General features: G+C 39.5%; 22 protein-coding genes. 5 read left to right on the top strand and 17 right to left on the bottom strand.

Going from position 1 to position 22958, the window contains the following annotated elements; genetic code table 11:
* The first annotated feature begins 80 nt into the window (after positions 1 to 80).
* Both MMB69_RS11580 and MMB69_RS11575 read left to right on the top strand, forming a co-directional pair.
* A complete protein-coding gene (locus MMB69_RS11580) occupies positions 81 to 668 on the top strand; it encodes a beta-class carbonic anhydrase (RefSeq protein WP_221785031.1) in 588 nt (195 codons plus the stop codon).
* Positions 669 to 684: 16 nt separating this feature from the next.
* Positions 685 to 2304 carry a SulP family inorganic anion transporter gene (locus MMB69_RS11575; RefSeq protein ID WP_277447757.1) on the top strand — a complete coding sequence of 540 codons (1620 nt, stop codon included), beginning with the start codon at positions 685 to 687 and terminating at the stop codon, positions 2302 to 2304.
* Between the two features lie 41 nt (positions 2305 to 2345).
* On the opposite strand, the gene MMB69_RS11570 is transcribed toward MMB69_RS11575, so the two are convergent.
* Both MMB69_RS11570 and MMB69_RS11565 read right to left on the bottom strand, forming a co-directional pair.
* A complete protein-coding gene (locus MMB69_RS11570; protein WP_013057296.1) occupies positions 2346 to 3029 on the bottom strand; it encodes a response regulator transcription factor in 684 nt (227 codons plus the stop codon).
* Positions 3007 to 4497, bottom strand: a complete 1491-nt coding sequence (locus MMB69_RS11565) for a sensor histidine kinase (RefSeq protein ID WP_277447756.1) — start codon at positions 4495 to 4497, stop codon at positions 3007 to 3009. The genes MMB69_RS11570 and MMB69_RS11565 overlap by 23 nt, the downstream gene beginning before the upstream one ends.
* Before the next feature lie 270 nt (positions 4498 to 4767).
* On the opposite strand from MMB69_RS11565, the gene MMB69_RS11560 reads away from it, so the two are divergent.
* The gene (locus MMB69_RS11560; RefSeq protein ID WP_269870781.1) at positions 4768 to 5268 is read left to right on the top strand and encodes a GNAT family N-acetyltransferase; all 501 of its coding nucleotides are present in this window, start codon (positions 4768 to 4770) and stop codon (positions 5266 to 5268) included.
* A 42-nt stretch (positions 5269 to 5310) separates the two neighbouring features.
* Here MMB69_RS11560 and MMB69_RS11555 read toward each other — a convergent pair whose 3' ends face one another.
* A complete protein-coding gene (locus MMB69_RS11555) occupies positions 5311 to 5850 on the bottom strand; it encodes an SMI1/KNR4 family protein (protein ID WP_269870782.1) in 540 nt (179 codons plus the stop codon).
* Between the two features lie 155 nt (positions 5851 to 6005).
* The gene (locus MMB69_RS11550) at positions 6006 to 7598 is read right to left on the bottom strand and encodes an APC family permease (protein WP_074680910.1); all 1593 of its coding nucleotides are present in this window, start codon (positions 7596 to 7598) and stop codon (positions 6006 to 6008) included.
* A 249-nt stretch (positions 7599 to 7847) separates the two neighbouring features.
* Here MMB69_RS11550 and MMB69_RS11545 point away from each other — a divergent pair, with 249 nt between their 5' ends.
* Together MMB69_RS11545 and spoIIP are read left to right on the top strand one after the other, a co-directional pair.
* Positions 7848 to 9416, top strand: a complete 1569-nt coding sequence (locus tag MMB69_RS11545) for an RQC-minor-2 family DNA-binding protein (RefSeq protein ID WP_277447754.1) — start codon at positions 7848 to 7850, stop codon at positions 9414 to 9416.
* Between the two features lie 160 nt (positions 9417 to 9576).
* Entirely contained in the window at positions 9577 to 10746 is a 1170-nt protein-coding gene (gene spoIIP, locus MMB69_RS11540; RefSeq protein WP_264407599.1) for a stage II sporulation protein P, read from the top strand.
* A 26-nt stretch (positions 10747 to 10772) separates the two neighbouring features.
* Here the strand turns inward: spoIIP and cobO are convergent, their stop codons facing one another.
* The 13 genes from cobO to cobJ are packed head-to-tail and all read right to left on the bottom strand — an operon-like array spanning position 10773 to position 22957.
* Positions 10773 to 11312, bottom strand: a complete 540-nt coding sequence (cobO, locus tag MMB69_RS11535; RefSeq protein ID WP_014459837.1) for a cob(I)yrinic acid a,c-diamide adenosyltransferase — start codon at positions 11310 to 11312, stop codon at positions 10773 to 10775.
* A gap of 31 nt (positions 11313 to 11343) precedes the next feature.
* Positions 11344 to 11913 carry a nitroreductase family protein gene (locus tag MMB69_RS11530; protein ID WP_014459836.1) on the bottom strand — a complete coding sequence of 190 codons (570 nt, stop codon included), beginning with the start codon at positions 11911 to 11913 and terminating at the stop codon, positions 11344 to 11346.
* Between the two features lie 20 nt (positions 11914 to 11933).
* Complete coding sequence (cobA, locus tag MMB69_RS11525; protein WP_014459835.1) at positions 11934 to 12704, bottom strand: uroporphyrinogen-III C-methyltransferase; 771 nt, start codon at positions 12702 to 12704, stop codon at positions 11934 to 11936.
* Positions 12701 to 14083, bottom strand: coding sequence for a cobyrinic acid a,c-diamide synthase CobB (locus MMB69_RS11520; protein ID WP_221785023.1), 1383 nt, complete (start codon positions 14081 to 14083; stop codon positions 12701 to 12703). Before MMB69_RS11520 ends, cobA begins: the two co-directional genes overlap by 4 nt.
* A gap of 13 nt (positions 14084 to 14096) precedes the next feature.
* A complete protein-coding gene (locus MMB69_RS11515; protein WP_221785022.1) occupies positions 14097 to 15221 on the bottom strand; it encodes a cobalt-precorrin 5A hydrolase in 1125 nt (374 codons plus the stop codon).
* Positions 15218 to 15994: a precorrin-4 C(11)-methyltransferase gene (gene cobM / locus MMB69_RS11510; protein WP_057273283.1), complete on the bottom strand. Its 777-nt coding sequence runs from the start codon at positions 15992 to 15994 to the stop codon at positions 15218 to 15220. The genes MMB69_RS11515 and cobM overlap by 4 nt, the downstream gene beginning before the upstream one ends.
* Positions 15991 to 16692: a precorrin-2 C(20)-methyltransferase gene (gene cobI, locus MMB69_RS11505; protein WP_013057310.1), complete on the bottom strand. Its 702-nt coding sequence runs from the start codon at positions 16690 to 16692 to the stop codon at positions 15991 to 15993. The genes cobM and cobI overlap by 4 nt, the downstream gene beginning before the upstream one ends.
* A gap of 2 nt (positions 16693 to 16694) precedes the next feature.
* The gene (gene cbiE / locus MMB69_RS11500) at positions 16695 to 17891 is read right to left on the bottom strand and encodes a precorrin-6y C5,15-methyltransferase (decarboxylating) subunit CbiE (RefSeq protein WP_277447753.1); all 1197 of its coding nucleotides are present in this window, start codon (positions 17889 to 17891) and stop codon (positions 16695 to 16697) included.
* Positions 17881 to 18984: a cobalt-precorrin-5B (C(1))-methyltransferase gene (locus tag MMB69_RS11495; protein WP_277447752.1), complete on the bottom strand. Its 1104-nt coding sequence runs from the start codon at positions 18982 to 18984 to the stop codon at positions 17881 to 17883. Before MMB69_RS11495 ends, cbiE begins: the two co-directional genes overlap by 11 nt.
* Before the next feature lie 3 nt (positions 18985 to 18987).
* Positions 18988 to 19635: a precorrin-8X methylmutase gene (locus MMB69_RS11490; RefSeq protein ID WP_013083415.1), complete on the bottom strand. Its 648-nt coding sequence runs from the start codon at positions 19633 to 19635 to the stop codon at positions 18988 to 18990.
* Positions 19636 to 19640: 5 nt separating this feature from the next.
* Positions 19641 to 20408: a precorrin-6A reductase gene (cobK, locus tag MMB69_RS11485; RefSeq protein ID WP_277447751.1), complete on the bottom strand. Its 768-nt coding sequence runs from the start codon at positions 20406 to 20408 to the stop codon at positions 19641 to 19643.
* Positions 20405 to 21316, bottom strand: a complete 912-nt coding sequence (locus MMB69_RS11480) for a sirohydrochlorin chelatase (RefSeq protein ID WP_028413117.1) — start codon at positions 21314 to 21316, stop codon at positions 20405 to 20407. The genes cobK and MMB69_RS11480 overlap by 4 nt, the downstream gene beginning before the upstream one ends.
* 18 nt (positions 21317 to 21334) lie before the next feature.
* Positions 21335 to 22957, bottom strand: a complete 1623-nt coding sequence (gene cobJ / locus MMB69_RS11475) for a precorrin-3B C(17)-methyltransferase (protein WP_277447750.1) — start codon at positions 22955 to 22957, stop codon at positions 21335 to 21337.
* Between the last annotated feature and the right edge of the window lies 1 nt (position 22958).

Below are 22958 nucleotides of genomic sequence, written 5' to 3'. Positions count from 1 at the left end.
AATATTTTATTTAGTTCGTTTTTAAACTTTATCTTTAGACTAAAAAATAAGTTAAAAATAAATAACGCAGGAGGAAAACAATGACTTGTCTATCTGAAGTTTTAAAGTTTAATGAAAAATTTGTAACAAATAATCAATTTGAGGCTTTTCAAACATCCAAATTTCCTAACAAAAAAATAGTAATCTTAACTTGTATGGATACACGTTTGTTAGAATTACTTCCTAAAGCCATGGGGCTAAAAAATGGAGATGCAAAAATAGTGAAAAATGCCGGAGCTGTTATCTCCCATCCCTTTGGCAGCGTCATGAGAAGTATATTAGTTGCCGTCTACGCTTTGCAAGCTGATGAAGTATGTGTCATCGGTCATCATGAATGTGGAATGACGGGCATGAAAGCTGAAGCTATTTTAGCCTCTGCTGAACAAAGAGGGATTAGCACGGAACAGATTCGTAATCTAAAATATGCTGGTATTGATTTAGAATCATGGCTGACTGGGTTTGAATGTGTAGAGGATAGTGTCGAAAACAGTGTGGATATGATTCGAAATCACCCTCTATTACCAAAAGACGTGCTTGTTTCTGGAATGGTTATTCATCCTTCAACCGGAAAACTTGACGTCGTTGTAAACGGCTATTCCCAAGACCGAACTGAAGCCGTAAGCTCATGAAGGAGGATCCTATTGAATGCTAAAAGATAACCGATTTCAAGGCTATTCAGCAGGGCATTTACAAAAAGACATTATCGCCGGTTTGGTTGTTGGGGTCGTTGCTATTCCTTTAGCGATGGCCTTTGCCATTGCTTCTGGTGTAAGACCTGAATACGGGATTTATACAACCATTATCGCAGGGATTATGGTTTCAATATTAGGCGGATCGAAATTTCAAATTGCAGGTCCAACGGGTGCATTTGTTCCGGTGCTGCTTGGAGTTGTCATGCAGTTTGGTTATGAGAACCTCATTATTGCCGGCTTTATGGCTGGAATTATGATTACGCTTCTCGGAGTATTTAAGCTAGGGAAATTTATAAAGTTTATTCCGCGCCCTGTGACGATTGGATTTACAGCAGGAATTGCGATTATTATTTTCTCAGGTCAGATCGCTAATTTTTTAGGATTAAAAGGAATTGCAAAACATGAGGAATTTCATTTAAATATGATTGAAATCCTACGAAAAATTGCAACGATTAACATTTACAGCGTTATCATAGCCGCTATTTGTTTAGCTATCGTTATTACAACGCCAAAGTTTTTACCTAAAATTCCAGGTGCCCTTCTAGGTCTTCTTGTCTCCACACTTGTAGCCATTACACTGTTCCCCGGAAAAGTTGCAACGATTGGCTCTACTTACGGTGCCATTCCGAGTAAACTACCATCTTTTAGCTTCCCAGATTTAACATGGGATAACATCGTGATGCTATTTCCGGCTGCCTGCGTAATCGCGATGCTTGGAGGTATTGAATCTTTACTATCGGCTGTTGTTGCTGATAATATGGCCAAAACCAAGCATAATAGCAATAAAGAACTTGTCGGTCAAGGAATTGCTAATATTGCTACCTCTCTATTTGGCGGAATTCCAGCAACTGGTGCCATTGCCAGAACAGCTACCAATATTAAAAACGGGGCGGCTTCTCCGTTATCAGGAGTCATACACGGCTTAGTTGTTTTATCGGTCCTTGTGATGCTGGCTCCTTATGCATCAAACATTCCGCTGGCAAGTATGGCACCTATTTTAATGTTTGTGGCTTGGAATATGAGTGAGCGTAAAGAATTTGCGCATATTTTAAAAACCAAGTCAGCTGATTCATTTGTACTTGTAGCTACGTTTTTATTAACAGTTTCAATCGATTTAACAACAGGTGTAGGCGTGGGTCTACTTTTAGCTATTGTCATGTTCGTGAAACGAATGAGCGGATCACTGAAGATTTCAAAGGTTTTAGCGGAAACATCTGAAAACGCTAACAAATCTGAGTTGATGGAATATACCATGCAAGGATCTCTTTTCTTTGGATCGGCTGAAGTACTGGAAGATTCTTTTGATAACATCGTCGAAGCGAAACCGAAAGTTTTATTGCTTCGAATGAGCCAAGTATCCTTTATTGATACATCTGGAGAAGCTTTACTATCAAAGGTGGTCGAACGGTTGAAAGATTCGCATAGCCAAGTCGTTATTTCTGGCTTACAGCACCAGCCGAAAGAAATGTTAAAGTCAACCGGTCTATACGATAAGATCGGTGAAAAAAATATATTTTCCTCCGAACCTCCCGTCAGTAAGATTAAAGCTCATCATAGAATCGTTACTACGTAATAAAAAGGAGATCCGAACGATTAATCGTTCGGATCTCTTTTTTAAATATTAAACCGGTACCCCGCTCCCCAAACCGTTTCTAGGTACTGAGGATCTGCTGGGTTTTCTTCTAACTTTTCTCTTAGTTTTCGAATGTGAACTGTTACGGTTGAAATGTCTCCTGAAGAATCAAACCCCCAAATTTTTTCAAATAGATGTTCTTTACTTAATACTTGATTTGGATGAGAAACGATAAACTTCAGCAAATCGAATTCCTTCGCTGTAAAAAACACTTCTTTGTCATTCACAAATACTCTTCTAGCCAGCGTGTCAATCGCTAAGCCATGAATACGAATCATACGCTTTTCCTGCTTATCAGAGAGTCTTTCATATCTCGCTAAATGCGCTTTGACTCTTGCGACCAGCTCCCCAGGGCTGAATGGCTTGGTAATATAGTCATCTGCACCTAGCCCGAGCCCTCTAATTTTATCGATTTCTTCTTTTTTAGCTGAAACTAAAATGATTGGAATATCTTTTGCAGCTCGAATTTGCTTGCACACTTCAAATCCACTCACTTTAGGGAGCATAATATCCAAAATAACCAAATCAAAATGTTCATTTAACGCTTTTTCTAATCCCTTATCCCCGCTATATTGAACGTCTATTTCAAAATCGTTAATTTCTAAATAATCTCTTTGCAATTCAGCAATACTTACTTCATCTTCAATCAACAATATCTTCTTCATGTGTATCACCATTTTCATTCATTTTTTGCAAAGAAAAGAAAATACTTGTTCCTTCGCCAAGCTTACTTAGTGCCCAGATGTCTCCCCCGTGGCGTTCAACAATTTGTTTTGCAATGGCTAGTCCAAGTCCACTTCCTCCAGTATTGCTGTTGCGGGACTGTTCTGCCCGATAAAACCGGTCAAAAATATGCGCTAATGCTTCCGGTGAAATACCAGAGCCGTTATCTTTCACTTCAATAATGAGTTCACTTTCGGTAGCGGAAAGAACGATATCGATTCTTTTTCTTTCTTTATCCATAAATTTAATACTGTTGGTTGTTAAATTTATTAAAACTCTTCGCAGCTGCTCAGCATCTGCTTTTGCATACAGTGTGGTTAGAGAATTATCGGAAAATAAAACATCAATATCATGTTCGCTCATTTCAAACTGAAGCTCTTGCACATAACTTTTCATAAAAGCAGAAAGATTAAGTTTTTTAAATACAAATGGAATTTCGTGCAAATCCAATTTAGAAAATAAAAACAGCTCATCGATTAACGCATTCATGTCTTTTGCTTTCGTTGAAATCGTTAACAAATATTTAGAAAGCTTATCTGGCGTATTAGCTACGCCATCTTGAATTCCTTCTACATATCCTATAATGGAAGTAATAGGAGTTCGTAAATCGTGTGAAATACTTGAAAGCAGCTGCTTTCGATTATCTTCATATTGAATTTGCAGTTCAACAGAAGATTTTAGTTTTTGCCTCATTTCTTCAAAAGCTTGCGTTAATTCGCCAATTTCATCTTTTGAATTAGCAGAGATCTCAAAGTGAAGATCACCTTGTTTTATTTTTTCAGCCGCTTCTTTTAATTCACGAATGGGTTTAATAATGCTTCTTGAAACAAGATAGTTTAAAAATCCAATAATCACAATCACTAAAATTAATAGTAGAAAGATTAAAAAAGGGAAAATTCGATTAATAATGCCTACATAAGGGCTGATTTTTCGCAAAACGTAAATGCTTCCTTTTTCTTGATTTGAGAAAGGAAAATCAAGGTTGATATATGTAAAGTACTGCTTGCCTATGCGCAGCATGTCCTGCTGATACGAATGATTTCCTTTACTTTTTTGATGCTTTGGCAAGTATTTACGAAGGTTTTCTCCTTTAATGGATTCTGAAGCATATACAACCTCTGTGTTTTTTTGAATCACAATATCAATATTTTCAAATTCATATTTTTTAACCGTCTCCGGCCGCAGCAGCTGTTCTGGTTTTTTTTCACTCAATAACTTTAAATCTAAGAATGCATTTTCTTCTTCTGGCGTTAACAATTTATACTCATAGGAGTGACTGTACAGTTTTCTTACAAAATCGGCGTCTCCAGTAATAGAGAAGAAAATGAGAAAGCCCGATAAAAAAAGCAAAATAATAAAGACAAACACAATACTGATATACGTTAAAACAAAACGCAGCTGAATTGACATGACTTACCCTATGCCCCTTTGGCTTTAACAAAACTATTTGATAGACTAGTAAAGGTGAATAACAAATAGATCGTTAGACATTATACATATAGCAAAAATTAAAACAACAAAACAAATGTATATTCTCACTTTACCGTGATAGAGTGAGAATGAACACCACCTTTTTTACCATTTTATGAATTACTGGAAAATTATGATCTATTTTTCATAATATTCTTAGGCTGAAAGGTATACTATCTGTCTTAATATTTTAAAAAAGGAGACTTTTTAATGAAGATTATCAAAGCTACTTCCTCTCACATCCCTTCTGTTGCCCGTTTATACGTAGACAGCTGGCGCATTACATACAAAGGGTTAGTACCTGATGCTTATTTAAACAGCTTGTCTTATAAACAAAGTGCAGAAAAATGGTCCTTCTTTCTTACCGAGCCTTCTCATTTTATTTTGCTCGCTATCGATGAACGAGAAAAGATTGTCGGCTTTTCAGCAGGTAAGCCTCGTTTGTCCGGTGCTGAAATATACGCGCTATACGTTTGCAAGGAAGTGCAAAATCAAGGAGTTGGTCATCTTCTGTTTTCTCATTCAGTAAAAGAATTTACTGATCAGCACTATACGTCTATGATTATTTGGGCTATGAAGAAAAATAAGAAAGCCGTTCAGTTTTATAAAAAATTAGGCGGCAAAAAAATCTTGAATCGCACAAGTCAATTTGGAGACACTAAAGTTGAAGACGAAGCATACGGTTGGGAACGTCTTCCTTCTAATAAATAAACGAGCACACTAGTGTGCTCGTTTATTTATTAGAAGATAATATTATTGAGCCGTCGTCTTTTTATCCGTTGAATGAACTTTATTACAAAGCCCATTCCAGTGCCAAAAACAATTCCCTTGACTCACTATAAAACAATCCAGCCATTTTTGAAAATTCATATGTAATACATGTGCATCTTGAAACGATGCGTTCCGCTTTTTTACTATTATATATGCAGAGTGCGCTGATTTTTTAGAGTCAATGATAATCTCTTCTTCTCCAACAGACCCAATTGTCATATAGAGACTCTGACTTTTATAAGCTGTTTCTCTTACATCTTCTAAGCTATAAAGATTCCCTGCTATTTTTTTGTCAGCATCAATGAACAAATTACACCCATTTGTTAGCTGCAAAAACTGCTTGTAGTCTTCAGGAAGTGATACATGCATTTCTTCTTCAAAAACATTCAGTTGATTCTTGCTTACTCCATCAAAAAAAGTACAAGTGGTTCTGTATACTTCTCCTTCATTTTTACACACTTCTATAACATTATTGTTTTCCCACAGCCGCTTTCGAAGTGAATTTATTATTTTTTCAATCATACTCTTCCTCCAAGCGTTGGATTTAAAACGGTTACATTACATTAATTAAACAATAATGTGCTAATTCCTTCTTTCCTACTAAATTATACGACAAACTTTAGAAATTCATGTTCAAATAACATAGAAAAAAGCAGCGAATATCGCTGCTTTACAGGTTATACAGGTGCTTTTTCTTCCTGTTCAGGATGGTGATCGTAATCAATAAGCGCTTTTGGAAGGCCCGTATATTTAGCCCAATAATAAATCCCAAGAGATACGACCGCTATGATAATTAAGTCTACAGGCGTATCGATCAAACCCTTTCCTCCGCCGAACGAACCAATATAAGAAATAAAGAGCATGATGATATAATAAGCAACTAACCACCAAGTTGATTTAATCTGCTGACGAAGACTTACTTCGTTTTTAGGCACATATTTAGCAAAAATCAAATATATAACAAACATAACCAGTTGAGAAGTTAACAGCCATGAAATAGTCTTCCATCCTGACCAGTAGACAATAAAGGAAGCAAAAATAAAGGATAATGGACCAATTATACTCATTCCTCTTAATTTAAAAGGCTTTTCCAAATCTTTTGCGTTCACCATAAAGGCCGCTGATGAAATTGGTGCAATCGCGTAAGAAAGAATAAGCGCAACAGAGCATACGTTTACGAGTGCATTCCATGAAGGAAATGGCAGTGTCCAAAAAATCGAAAGTCCTAATGAAAGCCATAGAGATGATCGAGGAATCCCTGTTTTTTTATCCACATGAGCAAACGTCTTAAATAGCGTACCGTTACGAGACCAAGCATAGATAAGTCTAGATGTTGTATTCATAAAAATATTACCGTTACCACCCGGTGATAAAATAGCGTCTAAAATAACAAGTGTTGCTAGCCAGCCAAGACCAAGAACAACAGCGATGTCTTTAAATGGCAGTGAGAATTTATCTTGAATGCCGGACCAACCGCCTTTAATCATGTCAGATGGAATAGCTCCGATAAATAATATTTGTAGGGCAGTATAAATGAGAGCTGCTAGAATGATACAAATCACAAGAGCAATTGGAATATTGCGCTGAGGGTTTTTCACCTCTCCAGCTACCGATACAATTGGATGAAGGCCTAAGTAGGCAAACATAACCCCGCCTGTGGCAATGGCGGCCTGGATACCATCAAATCCCCCGGGAGCAAACTCTCCCATCGTAAAGTTTCCTGACTTAAAATAAAATGCCAGCGTTACGATTACTGTAAGCGGTACAAAATATTTAAAAATAGAAATAATAATATTCGATTTCGCAAATGCTTTTACACTCCAGTAATTGAGTAAAAAGAATAAGCAAAGCAACACAAATTGTAGAATCCATCCAGATATCGTCGGTGAATCAGATCCAGATTTTGTTAAACCCGGAAACCAGTAGGCTACATACTGTCTCACTGCTGTTACTTCAATAGCGATTAAGCTAGTGTAAGCTACGATCGTAATAAATGAAATCATATATCCTACAAGATGACCGTGTGAATAAACAGGATATCGAATAATTCCCCCTGTACGAGGCAAGGCAGCCCCTAGCTCAGCGTATACAAGGCCTATTAATAAAATAATAACTCCACCAATAACCCAAGAAAAACTTCCTGCAGGACCTGCTTGCGTAGCGACATTACTAACGGCAAACAGCCAAGCGGAGCCAAAAATAGCCCCCAATCCAATTAATGTTAAATCTAATAGGGATATCGTCTTTTTAAACGGACCTTTATTCTCCATAAGCTTCCTCCTTTGGATGAATCATCACTTTTGTTGTTTTTTTTGACAGCATTCATATATATTCGATAATATGTGTCAAAATTTTTATTACTATACCCATTCAAAATTACTTTGAACCCCTTTTCTTTACTTCTATAAATTAATTAACAGAAAATTTTAAAAATTAACTCTTATGTTAAAGACACACTAAAACTTTTTCTTCTTTTCTTTAATAGGTAAAATACTCAATAAATGAAAGGAGTTAGATAAATGACTTTACCAGAGAATTTGCCTGTTGATTTTACAGCTTACAGCCAATTAACATTTCTTCCGCTCGGACGCAAGAATAAATCGATTCGATCCGTAGGAAATAAACATACTAAAGGGCTACTTGGACGTTTAAATGACTACTTTGAGCGAGCAATGAATGAGTTATCTCAAGAAGATATCGTCCTTTTTCAAACGTTCTTATATGGAAGTCATAGGGGCGGTTTTCCCGTCGCAATTGATAAAAATGAAGACGTTTATCCTCACTTTTGGCAACCAACTTCATTTCTATGGAAAGAATATAATAAGAATCGCGGCATTCCTATTCATCATGATGAGTTTTATTCTCAAAATTTTACGGTTTTGACTAAAAATGAGTTGGAAAATTATCTTGGAAGCATTATGAAAGATTACATGTTTTGCGCCAGGATACATGATTCTTCAAAAGGAGAATGGATTCAACATATTAATAAGTGTTTCTTCAAACATCCGCTCATTTCCCTTTATCATCGAAATGCAGATGTGATTGAAGCAATTGAACAATCCAAAAAATCACCTTTGCTTTTTATTATGAAAAACCCTGAGCAAATTGCTTTTTGGCGCAATCGGATTGAAATCATTATGAGACCTTTTCGCTCTCTTCCTTACACCGCCTTTGAGAGAGGATTTTCAGATACGGAAGATACGGTATTAACTGTTCACGGAGAAAACGAGATCATTCGCTTAACCTCAGAAAACAGAGGTCTCGCCGTAACATATGATGTCACAAATGATGCTATTTCACTCGATGAGGAGTATAATGTAGTGCTAGCAGCCAAACGCTTAGCTACAACTCAGCGGCAGTTCGAAGAGATTATAGATGAAAATGAAGAAGTGACTCAAAAACTGCTTGTCTTTTTTAAGTGGAAAAGTCTTTTAAAGCATCATGAAGTGCACATCAAAGAAATCCAAGACAAATTGTGCAGCCTAACCACTTATCAACTTAATCAAGAACAAGTTTTGCAGGAAAACGATCGCTTTCTTTCCTTCATTCAAAACGTATTACAAGTAAAAACACCGAATTCAAATCTCGAAGTCGGTTCCATTCAATGGTTTTCGCAATGGGATTTTCCAGATGTCACCCTGCTGCAGGAAACAAACAAATTTACATGTTATATGGACCCAAACGAAATAGAAAAGAAACTGACAGAAATAAGCGCTAAGATAGAAAATGAACTTCATAAGCAGCGTCAGGCCCTGCTTTCAACTCCGCTAAAAATCGGTCAAATAACTTTTGATTCAAACCAAATGTTACGGTTATTAACGCTTATAGATACCTTAAAGAACACGGAAACTCAGCAGATTTATGTACAGATTTTAGAAGGCGTTTCTACTAACAGTATTCGTCAAAAAGAGCTCGATAAAATACCCGCATTTGGATTATTAAATTCGGTAAAGCGCAAGCGCATTGTTACGTATTTACAAGAATTACAAAACTATCAGCTGCTTAAAAAAGAGAAAAAAGGATTCAGCCTCACTCCAAAAGGCGAAGCCATCCGACGTCTATTTGAAGAAGAATCACGGAGAATATGAGATTATATCTCGCGTGATTCTTCTTTTTTGATTTTGAAAACTACTTTCTCTATTAAATGCTTATCATAATTAGAAATCTCCATTCATATAATCATTACTAGATTAGCAAAGTCCTTCATACCTATTAGCCTGATGCTGACATAGAGAGGAGATTTCGCCATTGAAATCTAGTAATCGCGCAAATTTTGTAGTGTTAACATATAAGATGGTTCTTGTTATTTTATCCATTGTTTTAATGACATCATCTATCATTGTTCTAGTGAGTTACTCAGCATTTAAAGAACAGTTCAATTCTTCTATTGTCTATCAAACGTTATCGAAGCATAAAGCGGAGAGCCTTTATTATTTGATGAGCCAAGAAAATCACCATTTTTCAACGGCTTTCGATAAAAACTACTCGCCTCCAGGTCTTTCTTCTACACTGCTAGAGTTATCAACAAGTATTCGAGCAGAAGACGCGAGAAGCTTGTTTGGTTCAGAACTGCCTGGATTCAGTATTTACGACTCCAATATTATCATCGCCGGTGAAGGCACAAATTTCACAAACTTCCCCAGAGAATCTGCACCGCCATTAGATGAAACGCTAAAAGAAAGAAATTCTACTACAAAAGTTCAGCAACCTAAAGATAACGATGGTGCGAATGCTCCAAATAATAATACAACTGGCGGAAAAAAGGTATTTTATATTTATCATACGCACAGCTGGGAATCTTACTTGCCTCTGTTAGGACTTGAAGGTGATCCAGATGCTAATAAAGCTGTAGATAGCAAAACAAATATTAATATGGTCGCAAATATGCTAGGAAAAGATCTAGAAGCTCAGGGAATTGGAACAGAAGTAGATCAAACCAATATTGGACAGAAGTTAAAAGAAAAAGGATGGAATACTAATCAATCGTACGCCATGTCTCGCACAGTAATTGAAACGGCGATGACTGAGAATAAAGATTTAACTTACTTTATCGATTTGCACCGAGATTCGCTTCGAAGAGATAATACAACCATTAAGATTAACAATAAATCGTATGCAAAAGTCGTGTTTGTTTTAGGGAAAGCAAATCAAAACTTTGAACAAAATTTAAAGATGGCAAAAGCGCTTCATGAAGGTCTTGAAAAGAAATATCCTGGGTTAAGCCGCGGAGTTATTGGCAAAAACAAATCAACCGGTAACGGTGTATATAACCAAGATGTTTCTAAAAATGCGATTTTAATTGAAGTGGGCGGAGTTGATAATAACTTTGACGAATTAACCAACACAGCAAAAGCACTGTCTGATGTCATTAGCCAATTTTACTGGCAAGCTGAAAAAGTAGATGCCCCTGCTCAATAAAAAAAGCCCTCTTCACTGAGGGCTTTTTAAAATTCAATTCCTTTTACAGCAGGAATTCCTTCGTCGTAATAATGTTTATGAGGCTTCATTTCCGTCACAAGATCTGCTGCTTCCATCACTTCTTTTTTGGCAGAACGCCCGGTAATGACCAAATGCATATGCTCCGGGCGCTTTTGAATAAGGTCAATTACTTCGTGTAGCGGTAGCACATCATCAATAGGAAATTTCTCGATAGCCAGTGCGTTATTTAACTCGTCTAAAATAACCACATCATATTCGTTTGAGAAGACTTTTTCCTTCGTTAGCGCCCAGGCTTTTTGCAAAGCTTCACGATGTTCAGGCGGTGTTTTTGTCCACGTAAAGCCGACTCCTGTTTGAATCATTTCAATTCCTATTCTGTCAAACATCAGCTTTTCGCCATATGTACGCTGAGGAGATTTAATAAATTGAATCATTAATACTTTTTGTCCGCGTCCCGTAGCGCGCAGAGCGAGACCTAAAGCAGCGGTTGTTTTTCCTTTACCGTCTCCGGTATAAATTAACGTAAGACCCCGTTTGTCTTTCAATCTAAAAACCTCTTTTTCTTCGAATTTCAGTTTACAGCCATGTTGTTTTTTCTGTAAACGATGTTCTAGCAGGCTCTTTCATTTTTGTAAGAGACTCTTCATTTGGATAACCTAAAAAAACGTTTCCTACTACGACTTTACCTGAAGGGTTGCCAATAAACTCATACAATCTCTCGTCTCGAACAAGACCAACGCCTCTTGTTCTCCAAACAAAGCCAAGTCCTAGTTCTTTAGCTGCTAACCACATGGAATGAATCGCGCATGAAACCGCATATTTGTTATCTTCTGTGGCTTCTTCGTCTCCTTCAACTATGTCAGCTGTTACGACGATATGTACGGGCGTATTTTTTACTGCTTTTAACGAACTTTCTACTAAATGAGGCTTTGTAGGAAAGCGCTCCTTTAAATATGCTTCAGCCAGTTCTTCATACTTCTTTTTTGCTTCTCCTTGAATCACATAAAAGCTCCAAGGCTCTCTCATTCGGTCATTTGGAGCCCACGTCGCTGCTTCAAGCAGCTGTTCGATTTTCTCTTGTTCCACTTCACGCGCTTCATGATCTCGTACCGCTCTTCGTTCTTTTAGCTGTGAAATAATCGTCATATTGTCTCCTCCTTTTAACGTTAAAGCAGAATATTTTCCGCTCTTTCTTCGAACCATTTTATTTTTTCTCTAATTGTCACAACTTCACCTACAAGCACAATGGCAGGATGAGCAATTTCTGCTTTTTTTGCTATTTCTTCGATTGTGGCAAGCGTTCCTGTTACGGTGCGCTGATACTTCGTTGTGCCCCATTGAACAAGCGCTACTGGCGTATGTTTATCTCGTCCATGGTCCATCAACTGCTTGCATATATGAGGTAAATTTCCAACGCCCATGTAAAACGCAATTGTATCTATTCCTTGAGCAAGCGCTGACCAATTTAAATAATCTTTTCCTTTTTCTTCTCTTCCATGACCCGTTACAATCGCAAAAGAAGTGGCATGATCTCTGTGGGTAACCGGAATTCCTGCATAGGCTGGAGCTGCAATTCCTGACGTGATACCAGGCACTACTTCGTAAGGAATTCCTCGAGTAGCAAGTACTTCAGCTTCCTCTGCTCCGCGGCCAAACACAAAAGGATCGCCTCCTTTTAAGCGCGTCACTACTTTTCCTTGAAGTGCTTTTTCAACAAGCAGTTCGTGAATACGATCTTGGATGACTCCGTGCTTGCCCGGTAATTTCCCGCAAAAAATAAGCTCCGCGTCTTTTTTAGCATAGTTTAACAACTGTTCGTTGGCTAAGCGGTCGTATAAAATAACATCCGCTTCTTGAATACACTCCATTCCATATACGGTTATTAGCTTCGGATCTCCTGGTCCGGCTCCTACTAAATATACTTTTCCAACTGTCACACGGCATCTCTTCTTTCTTTTTTTACCGCTTTACACTGTTCCACCCAGTTTTCTACCATCTTCGTAGAAGAGCCGAAATGAAAGTGCGTATAACCGGCAATTAAATTATTGTTCATATAGCCTTCTTCTTTCATTCCTCGCATCCCTTTTGTATCATAGGCAGGCGAAAACTTTTTCTCTGAATGAAAGGTTGAATAATGAAATTCATGGCCTTTAGCTTGTATATCGCCTTTAAATAAAAAATTCCCCGGCTTTCCCGTTACTTCTCGGTACCCTAAAGCAGCCAATTTTGTCTGCATTCTTACTTGTCCAGGAATAAGCCCCACCATTTCATGGCATGTATCATCTGTTGTGACAATAGCATCTGTTAAAAACATAAACCCTCCGCACTCAGCAAGTGTAGGAATCCCTTTTTGGATGGCTGCTCGAACAGAATTTTTAACATCAATTTGCTGAGCCAGCGTTTCAGCAAATTCTTCTGGAAATCCGCCTCCTATATAAAGACCGTCAGCATCTTGTGGAACCATTTCTCCTTTTAAAGGCGAAAATTCTACAAGCTCTGCTCCGTAAGCTTTTAACAATTCGAAATTTTCTTCATAATAAAAGTTAAAAGCGGCATCTCTCGCTACAGCAATTTTCACTTGAGGTACGGACGGCTTTGTAAAGATAGGCTCATTAATTTCTATTTTAGGAGCTAAAGCCAGTTCATATACTTTTTCGATATCAATTGTATCATGAACAAGCTTTCCTAACTGTTCAAAAAACGGTGTTAACTCTCCTCGTTCAATCGACGGAATGAGCCCGAGGTGACGTTCAGGAATCGTAAGATCATCGTTTCTTTTCAAGTAGCCTACTACAGGGATATGACATTCCTGCTCGATCGCTGCCTTAACAAGTTTATAATGTCCTTCACTTCCAACCCGGTTAGCAATTACACCGACGATGTTAGCTTCCGGTAAAAATTGCTGAAACCCTTTTACAATCGCCGCTGCACTTCTAGCCATGCTAGCACAATTGACAACTAAAAGGACAGGGCTATTGGTGATTAAGCTGATTTCTGCTGTTGTTCCTTCGTTCGTTAACGGATTTTTCCCATCGAAAAATCCCATAACTCCTTCCATAATGGAAATATCAGCATCTTCACTAGTACGAGCGACAATTTCTCTAACCATATCATGCTCAAGCATCCAGCTGTCTATATTTCGAGACGTTCGTTCTGTAACAGCCGTATGATACGTTGGATCAATATAATCGGGTCCGCATTTAAACCCTTGAACTCTGTAACCAGCTTGTCTTAATGCTGCCATCAGCCCGATTGTAAGTGTTGTTTTCCCTACGCCACTTCCGGTACCGGCAATGACGAGTCTTCTGTTTGACATGTTGCTCTCTCCTTTAGTCATATGAAATAACGGCCACTGAAATGGTGACATTCCCTGACTTTTTCTTCACAAGTTCAAGCGTATCAGCACCGCTGTATAACATAGCAGCAGGTTCGCTGACGCCATATGCACCTGTATATTTAAAGACTGCATCTGAAGGCTGTTGGATACTTATGCTGTTTAGCTCTTGGGGCGAATAATAGACAAACTCCCAGCCGTACTTAGACGCCACTTCTAGCAGCCCTTCTTCATCCTTCTTTAACTCTATTGTACATAATGCTTTTACACTTTTCATTGAAAACTGAAGTTCAGCAAGCGTTTTTTCAATAACGGTTTCAATTTCAGCTGCGCTTGTTCCTCTGTTGCATCCCATCCCAATCGCCAGTACTTTTGGTCGATAAAGAACACCGTTTTCTAAGATCGCTTCTTCTTCTTCTTTTAAATTGCGATGCGTTACAACCAAGGCTGCATGTGGCGATGCTTCAAGAGCTGCGTGAATTGATGAATACGTTTTAATATTAGCTGGAACAGGGTGCTCATAATGCCACCAGTTCTTTTCACCTGATTCTTGAACCACTGCTATTTCTTCTTCGTTTACCACAGAAGCGCTGACAGGCGTTAGTTTTTCTGCTGATTCCCACACCCATCCAAAGCGCTTACCAAATAAATCAACCGGAATTGTTTTTTGCACATCAGATGCTGTTGTAATGACAGGATGAGCTTCAAGAGCTGCCGCCACTTCACGCGTTAGCTCATTTGCTCCTCCGATATGACCCGAAAGCACGCTGATGACATTTTCGCCTTTATCATCAATGACAACAACCGCAGGATCCGTTTTCTTATCTTTTAAAATAGGGGCAATCATACGCACAACTGCTCCCAGTGAGATAATAATAATAAGTCCTTTATACGATTCAAAAAGAGAAGGCAAAAGCATCCGAACGCTTCCTGAAAACAGCTGGATGTTCTGCTCTTGTTCGTCTCCTTTTTCAAACTTGCTCATGTAATATACGTCAGACTGCTGAAAAGTGCAACCTAGATTTCTTGCAATTTCTACGCCGTGTTTCGTGATTGCCACGACAGCATAATCCCCGCGCTGTGTAATGAGGGCTTTTCTTCCTTCTTGGAGTTGAATCATTCCGACTTCACTCCTCTTCGAAAGCCATGGGTAAATGTTTTATCATAAAGTTTTGAACGATAATCTTTGTCATGAATGTGGGGGTCAAGTGCCCAGCCTGCCAAAATCATCGCCTGCTTGCGAATGCCGTTTGTTCGCATAGCATCATCAAGGTCTTTTACCGTTGTGCGAACAATTTTTTCATCTGGCCACGTTGCCTTATAGACTACTACAATCGGCGTATCCTCACTCCAACCGGCGTTTATAAATTCTTTCATTACTTTTTTTGTGAGCGTCGCGCTTAAAAATAACGCAATCGTACATTTATGTTTTGCTAAATCGGTTAATTTTTCAAACTCAGGCACAGGCGTTCTTCCTTCAGCACGAGTTAAAATAACTGTTTGAGTCAAATCTGGAATGGTTAATTCTGCTTCAGCCGCTGCTGCAGCAGCGAATACGGAGCTGACGCCCGGGACGATTTCAATATCAACGCCTTCTCTTTTTAAAAGCACCATTTGTTCCATAATGGCTCCGTACATAGCGGGATCTCCGGTATGTACTCTTACAACCATTTTTCCTTCACGCATGCGCTCAAGCATCGTACCGACCATTTCTTCTAAATGCATACCCGCTGTTTTTAACACTTCAGCTCCTGGTTTAGACTTAGCAACTAGCTCTTGACTTACCAGTGAGTCAGCATATAAAACAACATCTGCTTGCTGAAGTAATTTTAAACCTTTTACGGTAATTAAATCTGGATCTCCGGGTCCAGCTCCGATTATGTATAACTTCATTTTCGCACCACCATTAGCGTTAAGTATTGTAAATCGGCTCCTTCTAGTTCTGAGGCTTTCCAGATAATTTCTTCATCTGACGTTACTTTTGTCACCACTGACGCTTTTTCAAGCAAATCAAGCTCTTTTAAAAGACCGACCATAAAATCGATGACTTTGGCCACTTTAATAAAAATGACGCAGTCGTTTTCCATTAATACTTTTTTCATTGTTTCATAATCTTCACGAGCAGGAACAATTGCTACGTGTTCATCACCGTCTGCTAACGGAATACCTAAACGAGATGCAGCCCCATTAATAGATGAAATACCAGGAATTACTTGAATCGGAGCTTCAGGGTGACGTTCTTGCATTAGACGCATCATGTGAATAAACGTGCTATAAAGCATAGGATCGCCCTCTGTCACAAACGCTACATCTTTTCCTTCCTGAAGCTTCTCCCATACTCGTTCTACCGTTTCGGTCCATTTTCTTTCCAAAATAGCAGGATCTTTTGTCATTGGAAACACAAGGCCAAGCATATCTTTTTCATTTGCACTGAAATAGACATCAATAATTTTTTGGGCATAGCTTTTGCTTCCTTTTTGCTTTTTAGGATACGCAATAACGGGTGATTCTTTTAGTTTACGAAATGCTTTTACTGTAATAAGTTCTGGATCTCCCGGTCCAACTCCAAGTCCGTACAATGTTCCAATCATATTCATTCTCCTCTTTTGGCTGTAATAATATAAATGGGGTTTAAAGCGTCAAATCGCGTTAAATGTAAAATGGGCTTGCTTCTTGAAATTTGTGCAAGGGTAACAGCAGTCTCAAATCCTCGCTCTTTAAAAGCTTTCATCGCTTCTGCTAAATTTTCAATCGTTACGGCATTTAATACGATGCGCCCTCCTGAATTTAATCGGCTGCAGCACACGTCTAAAATGGTTTCCATGCCTCCTGCTGTCCCTCCAATAAACACCGCATCAGGATCAGCAAACTCACCTAACCCTTCCGGTGCTTTTCCGTGCACAGTATGGGCATCTACTCGAAATTTCGCTAGATTTTCTCTGCAGTTTTCCAAGTCTGCTTCATTTTTTTCTACGGCAAAAATTTGTCCTTCACGCGCAATTTTAGCTGCTTCAATCGCGACTGAACCCGTACATGTTCCGATATCCCACACCACGCTGTCTCTCTTTAGCTGCAGGGCGCTAATACTAAGTGTACGAACTTCTTTTTTAGTAATAAGTCCCTTGTCCGGCTTGCGTTGAATAAATTCATCGTCCTCTATTCCAAGAGGCCAAACTGGGCTTTTTTCTACCTGTTTTAATATCACGACATTAAGCGGAGAAAAGAGTTGATTCGCCGCTTCTTCCAGCGAAAGCAGCTGACAGCGCTCTTCCTCTCCACCTAGATTCTCTGCTACAAACATCTTGTATTCCGCCATGCCGAATGATAATAAGTAGTTTGCCAGAGCACTAGGAGAATTTTGCTCATCAGTTAGAATCGCCACTGTTTTATAGCCGTCAATGCGCTGAGCCAGCCCTTTTATGCTCCTGCCGTGCACGCTTGTAAAATAAGCGTCTTGCCATCGCTCTTTTAAACGTGAGAATGCAAGCTGAATAGAACTTAAATAAGGATATATTTCAACGTCTAGCTTCGTAGAAAGATAGCTCCCAATTCCGTAAAATAACGGATCGCCTGAGGCTAACACAATCGCATTTCCTTCTTCGTTTTTTAAACGTTCAACAAGAGGAGAAAGCCCTCCTTCAATCGCTACTTTTTCTCCTTCGAAATCTTGAAAAAAATCCAGGTGACGCTTTCCTCCAATTAGCACATCACTTTCATACACCCACTGTTCATACATAGGAAGCAAACTTAACTTCCCATCGTCACCAATTCCAATAATTTTAATTGCCATGTTGCACCGCCTGTCCTAAAAAATCTCCTTTTAATGTGTAAAGAGACGTATCGACATCGATTCCGTCCCCTATTTCCTTTAATACTGATAAACAGCAGTACTCGCACAGTTTTTCAAAAAACTGATGATGACCGCTTTGCGTCATTAAATCTCCCACTTGAGAAGCTGTGTTTGCACCTTTTATTTCCTCTACCAGTTCAGCAGAAGCGCCTGACTCAGAAGCTGCTTTTGCTAAAAAATTAAAATCAATAGGTGCACTTTTTGAATGAACCATCATAACGCCTTGCGCGACTTTTGAAAACTTTCCCATCATGCCTACGAGCGACACTTTTTTCATTCCTTGCTTTTTACATTGTTTTAAAGTGAATCCAACAAAATCTCCCATTTCGATAAATGCTTCTTCCGGAAGTTCAGGGAACTGTTTCATTCCATACTTTTCGCTTCGGCCTCCTGTCGTAATGACAACGTGCTCACAATTACTTGCTTTAGCAACGCTAATTGCCTGCACGATGCTTGCTTTATAAGCAGCTGTTGAGAACGGAACGACAATCCCCCGCGTCCCCAGTATCGAAATGCCTCCTAAAATACCTAGACGCGCATTTAATGTCTTTTTCGCCATTTCTTCTCCCTCAGGAACCGAGATGACAATCCTAACGCCTTTTTGTATATTGTATTGGGCTAAAAGCTGTTCAGCCGTTTCTTTCAGCATCTTTCTTGGAACAGGGTTAATGGCTGCTTCACCGACAGGAACTGGGAGGCCGGGCTTTGTCACACGCCCTACTCCCACTCCTCCATCAATGATAATGTCTGCACCATTACACCACGAAACTTCAGAAATAATCAGCGCTCCGTGCGTGGCATCGGGATCATCTCCAGCATCTTTAATGATGCTAGCTACAGCGCTGCTTGTGCGATACTCGCATTCTTCAAGATGAAACGTAGCAAAGCGGCCGACAGGTAAGTAAATCGTTGACTCATCTTGCACTTCTCCTGAAATTAGCGTAAGCAGAGCTGCTCTCGTAGCTGCCGTTGCACAAGCGCCCGTCGTGTAGCCTTCTCTGAGTTTCTTAGGTTCTTTTGGTACTTCCTTCATGCGTTACACCTGATCTGCAAGAATTGAAATTGCATTTAATGCAGCAACCGTTACCGTACTGCCGCCTTTTCGCCCGATGTTTGTAATAAACGGCACGTCAAGTTTTGCAAGTTCTTCTTTCGATTCAGCTGCTGAAACAAATCCTACCGGCAGACCAATAACAAGCCCAGGCTTCGCTTCTCCTTCTTTAATCAAACGAATTAATTCAAGTAAAGCTGTCGGTGCGTTCCCAATTGCAAAAATTCCGCCGTCTGCTTCTTTAATTGCTTTTCGCATTGAAATAATTGCACGCGTTGTATTTAAGCGCTTTGCTTCTTCCATTACGTCCGGATCTGAAATATAAACTTTGATTTCACCGCCGTGTTTTTCAATTCGCTGCTTGTTTGTTCCTACTTGCACCATTTGTACATCCGCAACCACTTGCTTGCCGCTGCGAATGGCTTTAATTCCTGCTTGAATCGCATCCGGATGAAACAGCATGCTGCGTCCAAGTTCAAAGTCTGCAGACGCATGAATCACACGCTGAACAATTGGGTACTGTTCATCTGTAAACGGGTGAGGCCCAAGCTCTTCTGTAATCATTTCAAAACTTTTTCCTTCAATTTGCTGAGGCTGAACAGTTAACGGTTTAAATTCTGTACGAAAATCCATCTCAATCAACTCCTAGTTTGGTTTGCTAAAGCATGAACCACTTCTTCAAACGTGGAATACACGGTCCCATACTCGATTTTTGGTCGCCCAATCATAATAATATCTAAGCCTAACTCTTTGGCTGCTTCTACTTTTTCATCCACAGATCCAACTTTTCCGCTTTCTTTTGTGACCATGACCGTCACGCCGTATTGCTTATACAGGGCTCGGTCAAACTCTTTTGTAAACGGACCTTGAATAGCAATAATATTTTTTTGCGGAAATCCTAACTGCTGACACTTTTCCATATTATCCAGCCTTGGAAGCATACGAGCAACAAGCCGTACATCTGAAAGAGGAAGGAGCTTTTCTGTAAAAACCTGCAGCGTTTTGCTGCCTGTTGTCAGCATAATAACTCCTTTTTTCTGAGCCGCTACTTCAGCTGCTTCTTCGTACGTGGAAACCATCGTCATATTGTCGTAGGTGAAAGCCTGTGAAGCCCGCTCATAGCGTATGTAAGGAATCGATGTTTCAGCAGCTGCGCCGATAGCGTTTTTAGATGCTTCTTCGGCAAAAGGGTGACTTGCATCCACAATAGCTTTTACACTATGTTCGTTTACAAAATCAATCATATCTTCTTGTGTGAGACGTCCAATTTTCACGTTCACTTCTGCACGCTGTAATTCGATTGCTGCATTGTCGGTTACAACCGTCGCCGTAACGTCGTAACCTTCTTTTTTCACTTGAACAGCTAATGCACGTGCATCGCTAGTTCCCGCTAACAATAAAATCATTTTAACTCGCCGACCTTATCTTCATGGTGGTGATGGTCATGATGGTGATCGTGGTGATGGTGCCCGTGATCGTGATCATGATCGTGATGATGATGGTGATCAATATGCTCCATAATGCCGAGGCGATATTGACATGTATCGCAGTTCATTTTCACTTCGCCTTCTAATCCTTCTTCAGCACGTTCTTTTAAAATTGTCTGTAGTTTTGGATGAAAGCCGAAATAGCCGGCTAGCTTAAACTCAATGTCTTCATACTGCAATTTATACTGCTTCACCATTTCTTCCAAACGCTTAATTAATACTCCTGTAAATAAGAAATATGGGAGAATAACCACTTTTTTAGCGCCCAGTTTTAAACATCGTTCCACCCCTTCATCAATCAATGGAGCGGTCACGCCCATAAAAGAAGTTTCGACGATTTTGTAGTTTGTTTTTTCCCAAAGAAGGCGCGTAATTTTATATAGATCACTGTTTGCATCAGGATCGCTTCCTCCTCGTCCTAAGACAATAACAGCCGTGTCTTCAGCTGGAGTTTCTAAATTTTCTCCTGATTCTTGTAATCTCGTTTTTAAAATTTCAAGAGCTTCTTCATGAACGCCAATGGGACGTCCGTATACGAAGTTTACGTGTGGATATTTTTCCTTAGCTTCATCTATAGCTGCCGGAATATGTATTTTAGAGTGGCCAGCAGGCAAGAGCATAATTGGAATCACAACTACATCTTGTGCTCCTTTTGCCACACACGTGTCAATTCCTTGACTTACATTCGGACGTTCAAATTCTAGAAAACACGTTTCTACTAAAATAGATGCGTCCCAATCATGCTTCATAGTAGAGATAAACTCGCGAATTTGATCGTTCCCTTCAGAATCTCTGCTTCCATGACCGACAAATAAAACTGATTTCATATAATGCCCTCCCATTTCTTAATCTCCACAAGGAGCTGGTTCTACTTTTATTTTTGGTGTTATATCCTGATAATCGAATCCATAAACGTTCTTCACACGCTTAAAGAATTTGTGAAACCGCTCATTAGGATGACCTTTTTCTTTATATTCACGGACAATGTTATCAACTATTTCAACAATGTCATCAGGCGCTATGCCTTCCGCCACAATTTGACCTGAATGCGCGTTGCGCCCAACCGTTTTAGCTCCTAAAAATAAGTCAAACGCACCTTTTCTATAGACAATGCCGATATCTTCTTGAACAGCACCGTAACAGGCCATACCGCATCCATTAATACCAAGCTTCAGCTCTTTTGGCATGTCCATTCCACCGAGGCGCTTTTGTAATTCTTCCGTATGTGGGATGGCGTCGCTTTTTTCTCCATCACAAAAATCACACGCTTTAATTGTAAACACGTCTCCGACCGGAGATAATAAAAAGGAAGCTGCTTGAAGTTTTTCAATGATCACATCTGGATGAGCCGTTGGAATTTGCAATTTAATTTGATGATCAGGCGTATACTCCATCGTACCTTTTTCACCAACAACTTCTGCTAGTGTTGTCATTTGAACGGGCGTAAACTTCTTATTCGCAAGCCCTGGACTAACCGCCACTTCAAAAATAGACTCTATTGGCTGATGTACGACCGGAGAAGTAGTTTCACCTAAAATTGCTTGAAGCGCTTCTTCTGCAAGAGCTCGTGAAGCTGTTTTTTCTTCTTTTTTATTCTGAACAGCTTCAATAGCTGAAGCCGTTTGCTGTACAGTCTCCTCTTGATCAAGAGCCCATGGTTCTGCTTCTTTTCGAAGTCGCTGATGCGGTCTTAGCGGCTGTTCCGTTTGATTGAGGGTATATTTCCGCTGATACCCTCGCGGTGTAATCATCAAATCGTCATAAAAGAACGTAGATGAATTCCCAACAACAACGGTAGTCAGCATGCCAATTTCATGGTTTAACATATCTTTTAAGTTGGTCATTACGACTTCTTCACGGTCACGATAAGCGCTTTTCACAAGACCAACAGGCGTATCAGGAGAACGGTACTTTAATAGAATCCTTTGCGCTTCAACAATTTGTCTTGTTCGTCTTCCGCTTTTTGGGTTGTAAAAAGCCACTACGAAATCTGCTTGTGCAGCTGCTTCAATTCTTTTTTCGATTAGCTCCCAAGGCGTAAGGTGGTCACTTAAACTAATCGTACAAGCATCATGCATCACGGGCGCTCCAAGGAGAGATGCGCATGAATTAATAGCCGAAATGCCAGGAATTACTTCCATCTCTACGCCCGTTTCTTTTTTCCAGCTTTTTTCAATCAACACTTCATACACAAGGCCTGCCATTCCATATACTCCTGCATCTCCGCTTGAAATGACAGCTACGGTTTTGCCCGCTTCAGCTTGCTTTACAGCTTCTTGTGCACGGCTTACTTCTTCGGTCATTCCTGTACTAATAATTTGTTGATTCGTTAACAGTCCTTGAATTAATTCCACATAGGTTTTATAACCAATGATCATATCACTTTCTTGAATGGCTTCTCTTGCTCGCTGTGTGATATGCTCAAAGCTTCCTGGACCGAATCCAATAACTAGTAGTTTACCTTTCATG

The sequence above is a fragment of the Priestia sp. P5 genome (assembly GCF_029522155.1).
Classification (GTDB): domain Bacteria; phylum Bacillota; class Bacilli; order Bacillales; family Bacillaceae_H; genus Priestia; species Priestia megaterium_E.
This window is presented reverse-complemented; position numbering and strand designations above follow the sequence as displayed.

What these genes read in the sequence shown, in the direction of transcription:
- cobJ (WP_277447750.1), bottom strand. Translation starts at nt 22,957, where the DNA reads ATGAAAGGTAAACTACTAGTTATTGGATTCGGTCCAGGAAGCTTTGAG.
- MMB69_RS11545 (WP_277447754.1), top strand. Translation starts at nt 7,848, where the DNA reads ATGACTTTACCAGAGAATTTGCCTGTTGATTTTACAGCTTACAGCCAA.
- MMB69_RS11520 (WP_221785023.1), bottom strand. Translation starts at nt 14,083, where the DNA reads ATGTCAAACAGAAGACTCGTCATTGCCGGTACCGGAAGTGGCGTAGGG.
- MMB69_RS11560 (WP_269870781.1), top strand. Translation starts at nt 4,768, where the DNA reads ATGAAGATTATCAAAGCTACTTCCTCTCACATCCCTTCTGTTGCCCGT.
- MMB69_RS11575 (WP_277447757.1), top strand. Translation starts at nt 685, where the DNA reads ATGCTAAAAGATAACCGATTTCAAGGCTATTCAGCAGGGCATTTACAA.
- cobK (WP_277447751.1), bottom strand. Translation starts at nt 20,408, where the DNA reads ATGATTTTATTGTTAGCGGGAACTAGCGATGCACGTGCATTAGCTGTT.
- MMB69_RS11530 (WP_014459836.1), bottom strand. Translation starts at nt 11,913, where the DNA reads ATGACGATTATTTCACAGCTAAAAGAACGAAGAGCGGTACGAGATCAT.
- MMB69_RS11495 (WP_277447752.1), bottom strand. Translation starts at nt 18,984, where the DNA reads ATGAAGGAAGTACCAAAAGAACCTAAGAAACTCAGAGAAGGCTACACG.
- MMB69_RS11490 (WP_013083415.1), bottom strand. Translation starts at nt 19,635, where the DNA reads ATGGATTTTCGTACAGAATTTAAACCGTTAACTGTTCAGCCTCAGCAA.
- MMB69_RS11480 (WP_028413117.1), bottom strand. Translation starts at nt 21,316, where the DNA reads ATGAAATCAGTTTTATTTGTCGGTCATGGAAGCAGAGATTCTGAAGGG.
- cbiE (WP_277447753.1), bottom strand. Translation starts at nt 17,891, where the DNA reads ATGGCAATTAAAATTATTGGAATTGGTGACGATGGGAAGTTAAGTTTG.
- MMB69_RS11550 (WP_074680910.1), bottom strand. Translation starts at nt 7,598, where the DNA reads ATGGAGAATAAAGGTCCGTTTAAAAAGACGATATCCCTATTAGATTTA.
- MMB69_RS11570 (WP_013057296.1), bottom strand. Translation starts at nt 3,029, where the DNA reads ATGAAGAAGATATTGTTGATTGAAGATGAAGTAAGTATTGCTGAATTG.
- MMB69_RS11580 (WP_221785031.1), top strand. Translation starts at nt 81, where the DNA reads ATGACTTGTCTATCTGAAGTTTTAAAGTTTAATGAAAAATTTGTAACA.
- MMB69_RS11515 (WP_221785022.1), bottom strand. Translation starts at nt 15,221, where the DNA reads ATGATTCAACTCCAAGAAGGAAGAAAAGCCCTCATTACACAGCGCGGG.
- cobI (WP_013057310.1), bottom strand. Translation starts at nt 16,692, where the DNA reads ATGATTGGAACATTGTACGGACTTGGAGTTGGACCGGGAGATCCAGAA.
- MMB69_RS11555 (WP_269870782.1), bottom strand. Translation starts at nt 5,850, where the DNA reads ATGATTGAAAAAATAATAAATTCACTTCGAAAGCGGCTGTGGGAAAAC.
- cobM (WP_057273283.1), bottom strand. Translation starts at nt 15,994, where the DNA reads ATGAAGTTATACATAATCGGAGCTGGACCCGGAGATCCAGATTTAATT.
- MMB69_RS11565 (WP_277447756.1), bottom strand. Translation starts at nt 4,497, where the DNA reads ATGTCAATTCAGCTGCGTTTTGTTTTAACGTATATCAGTATTGTGTTT.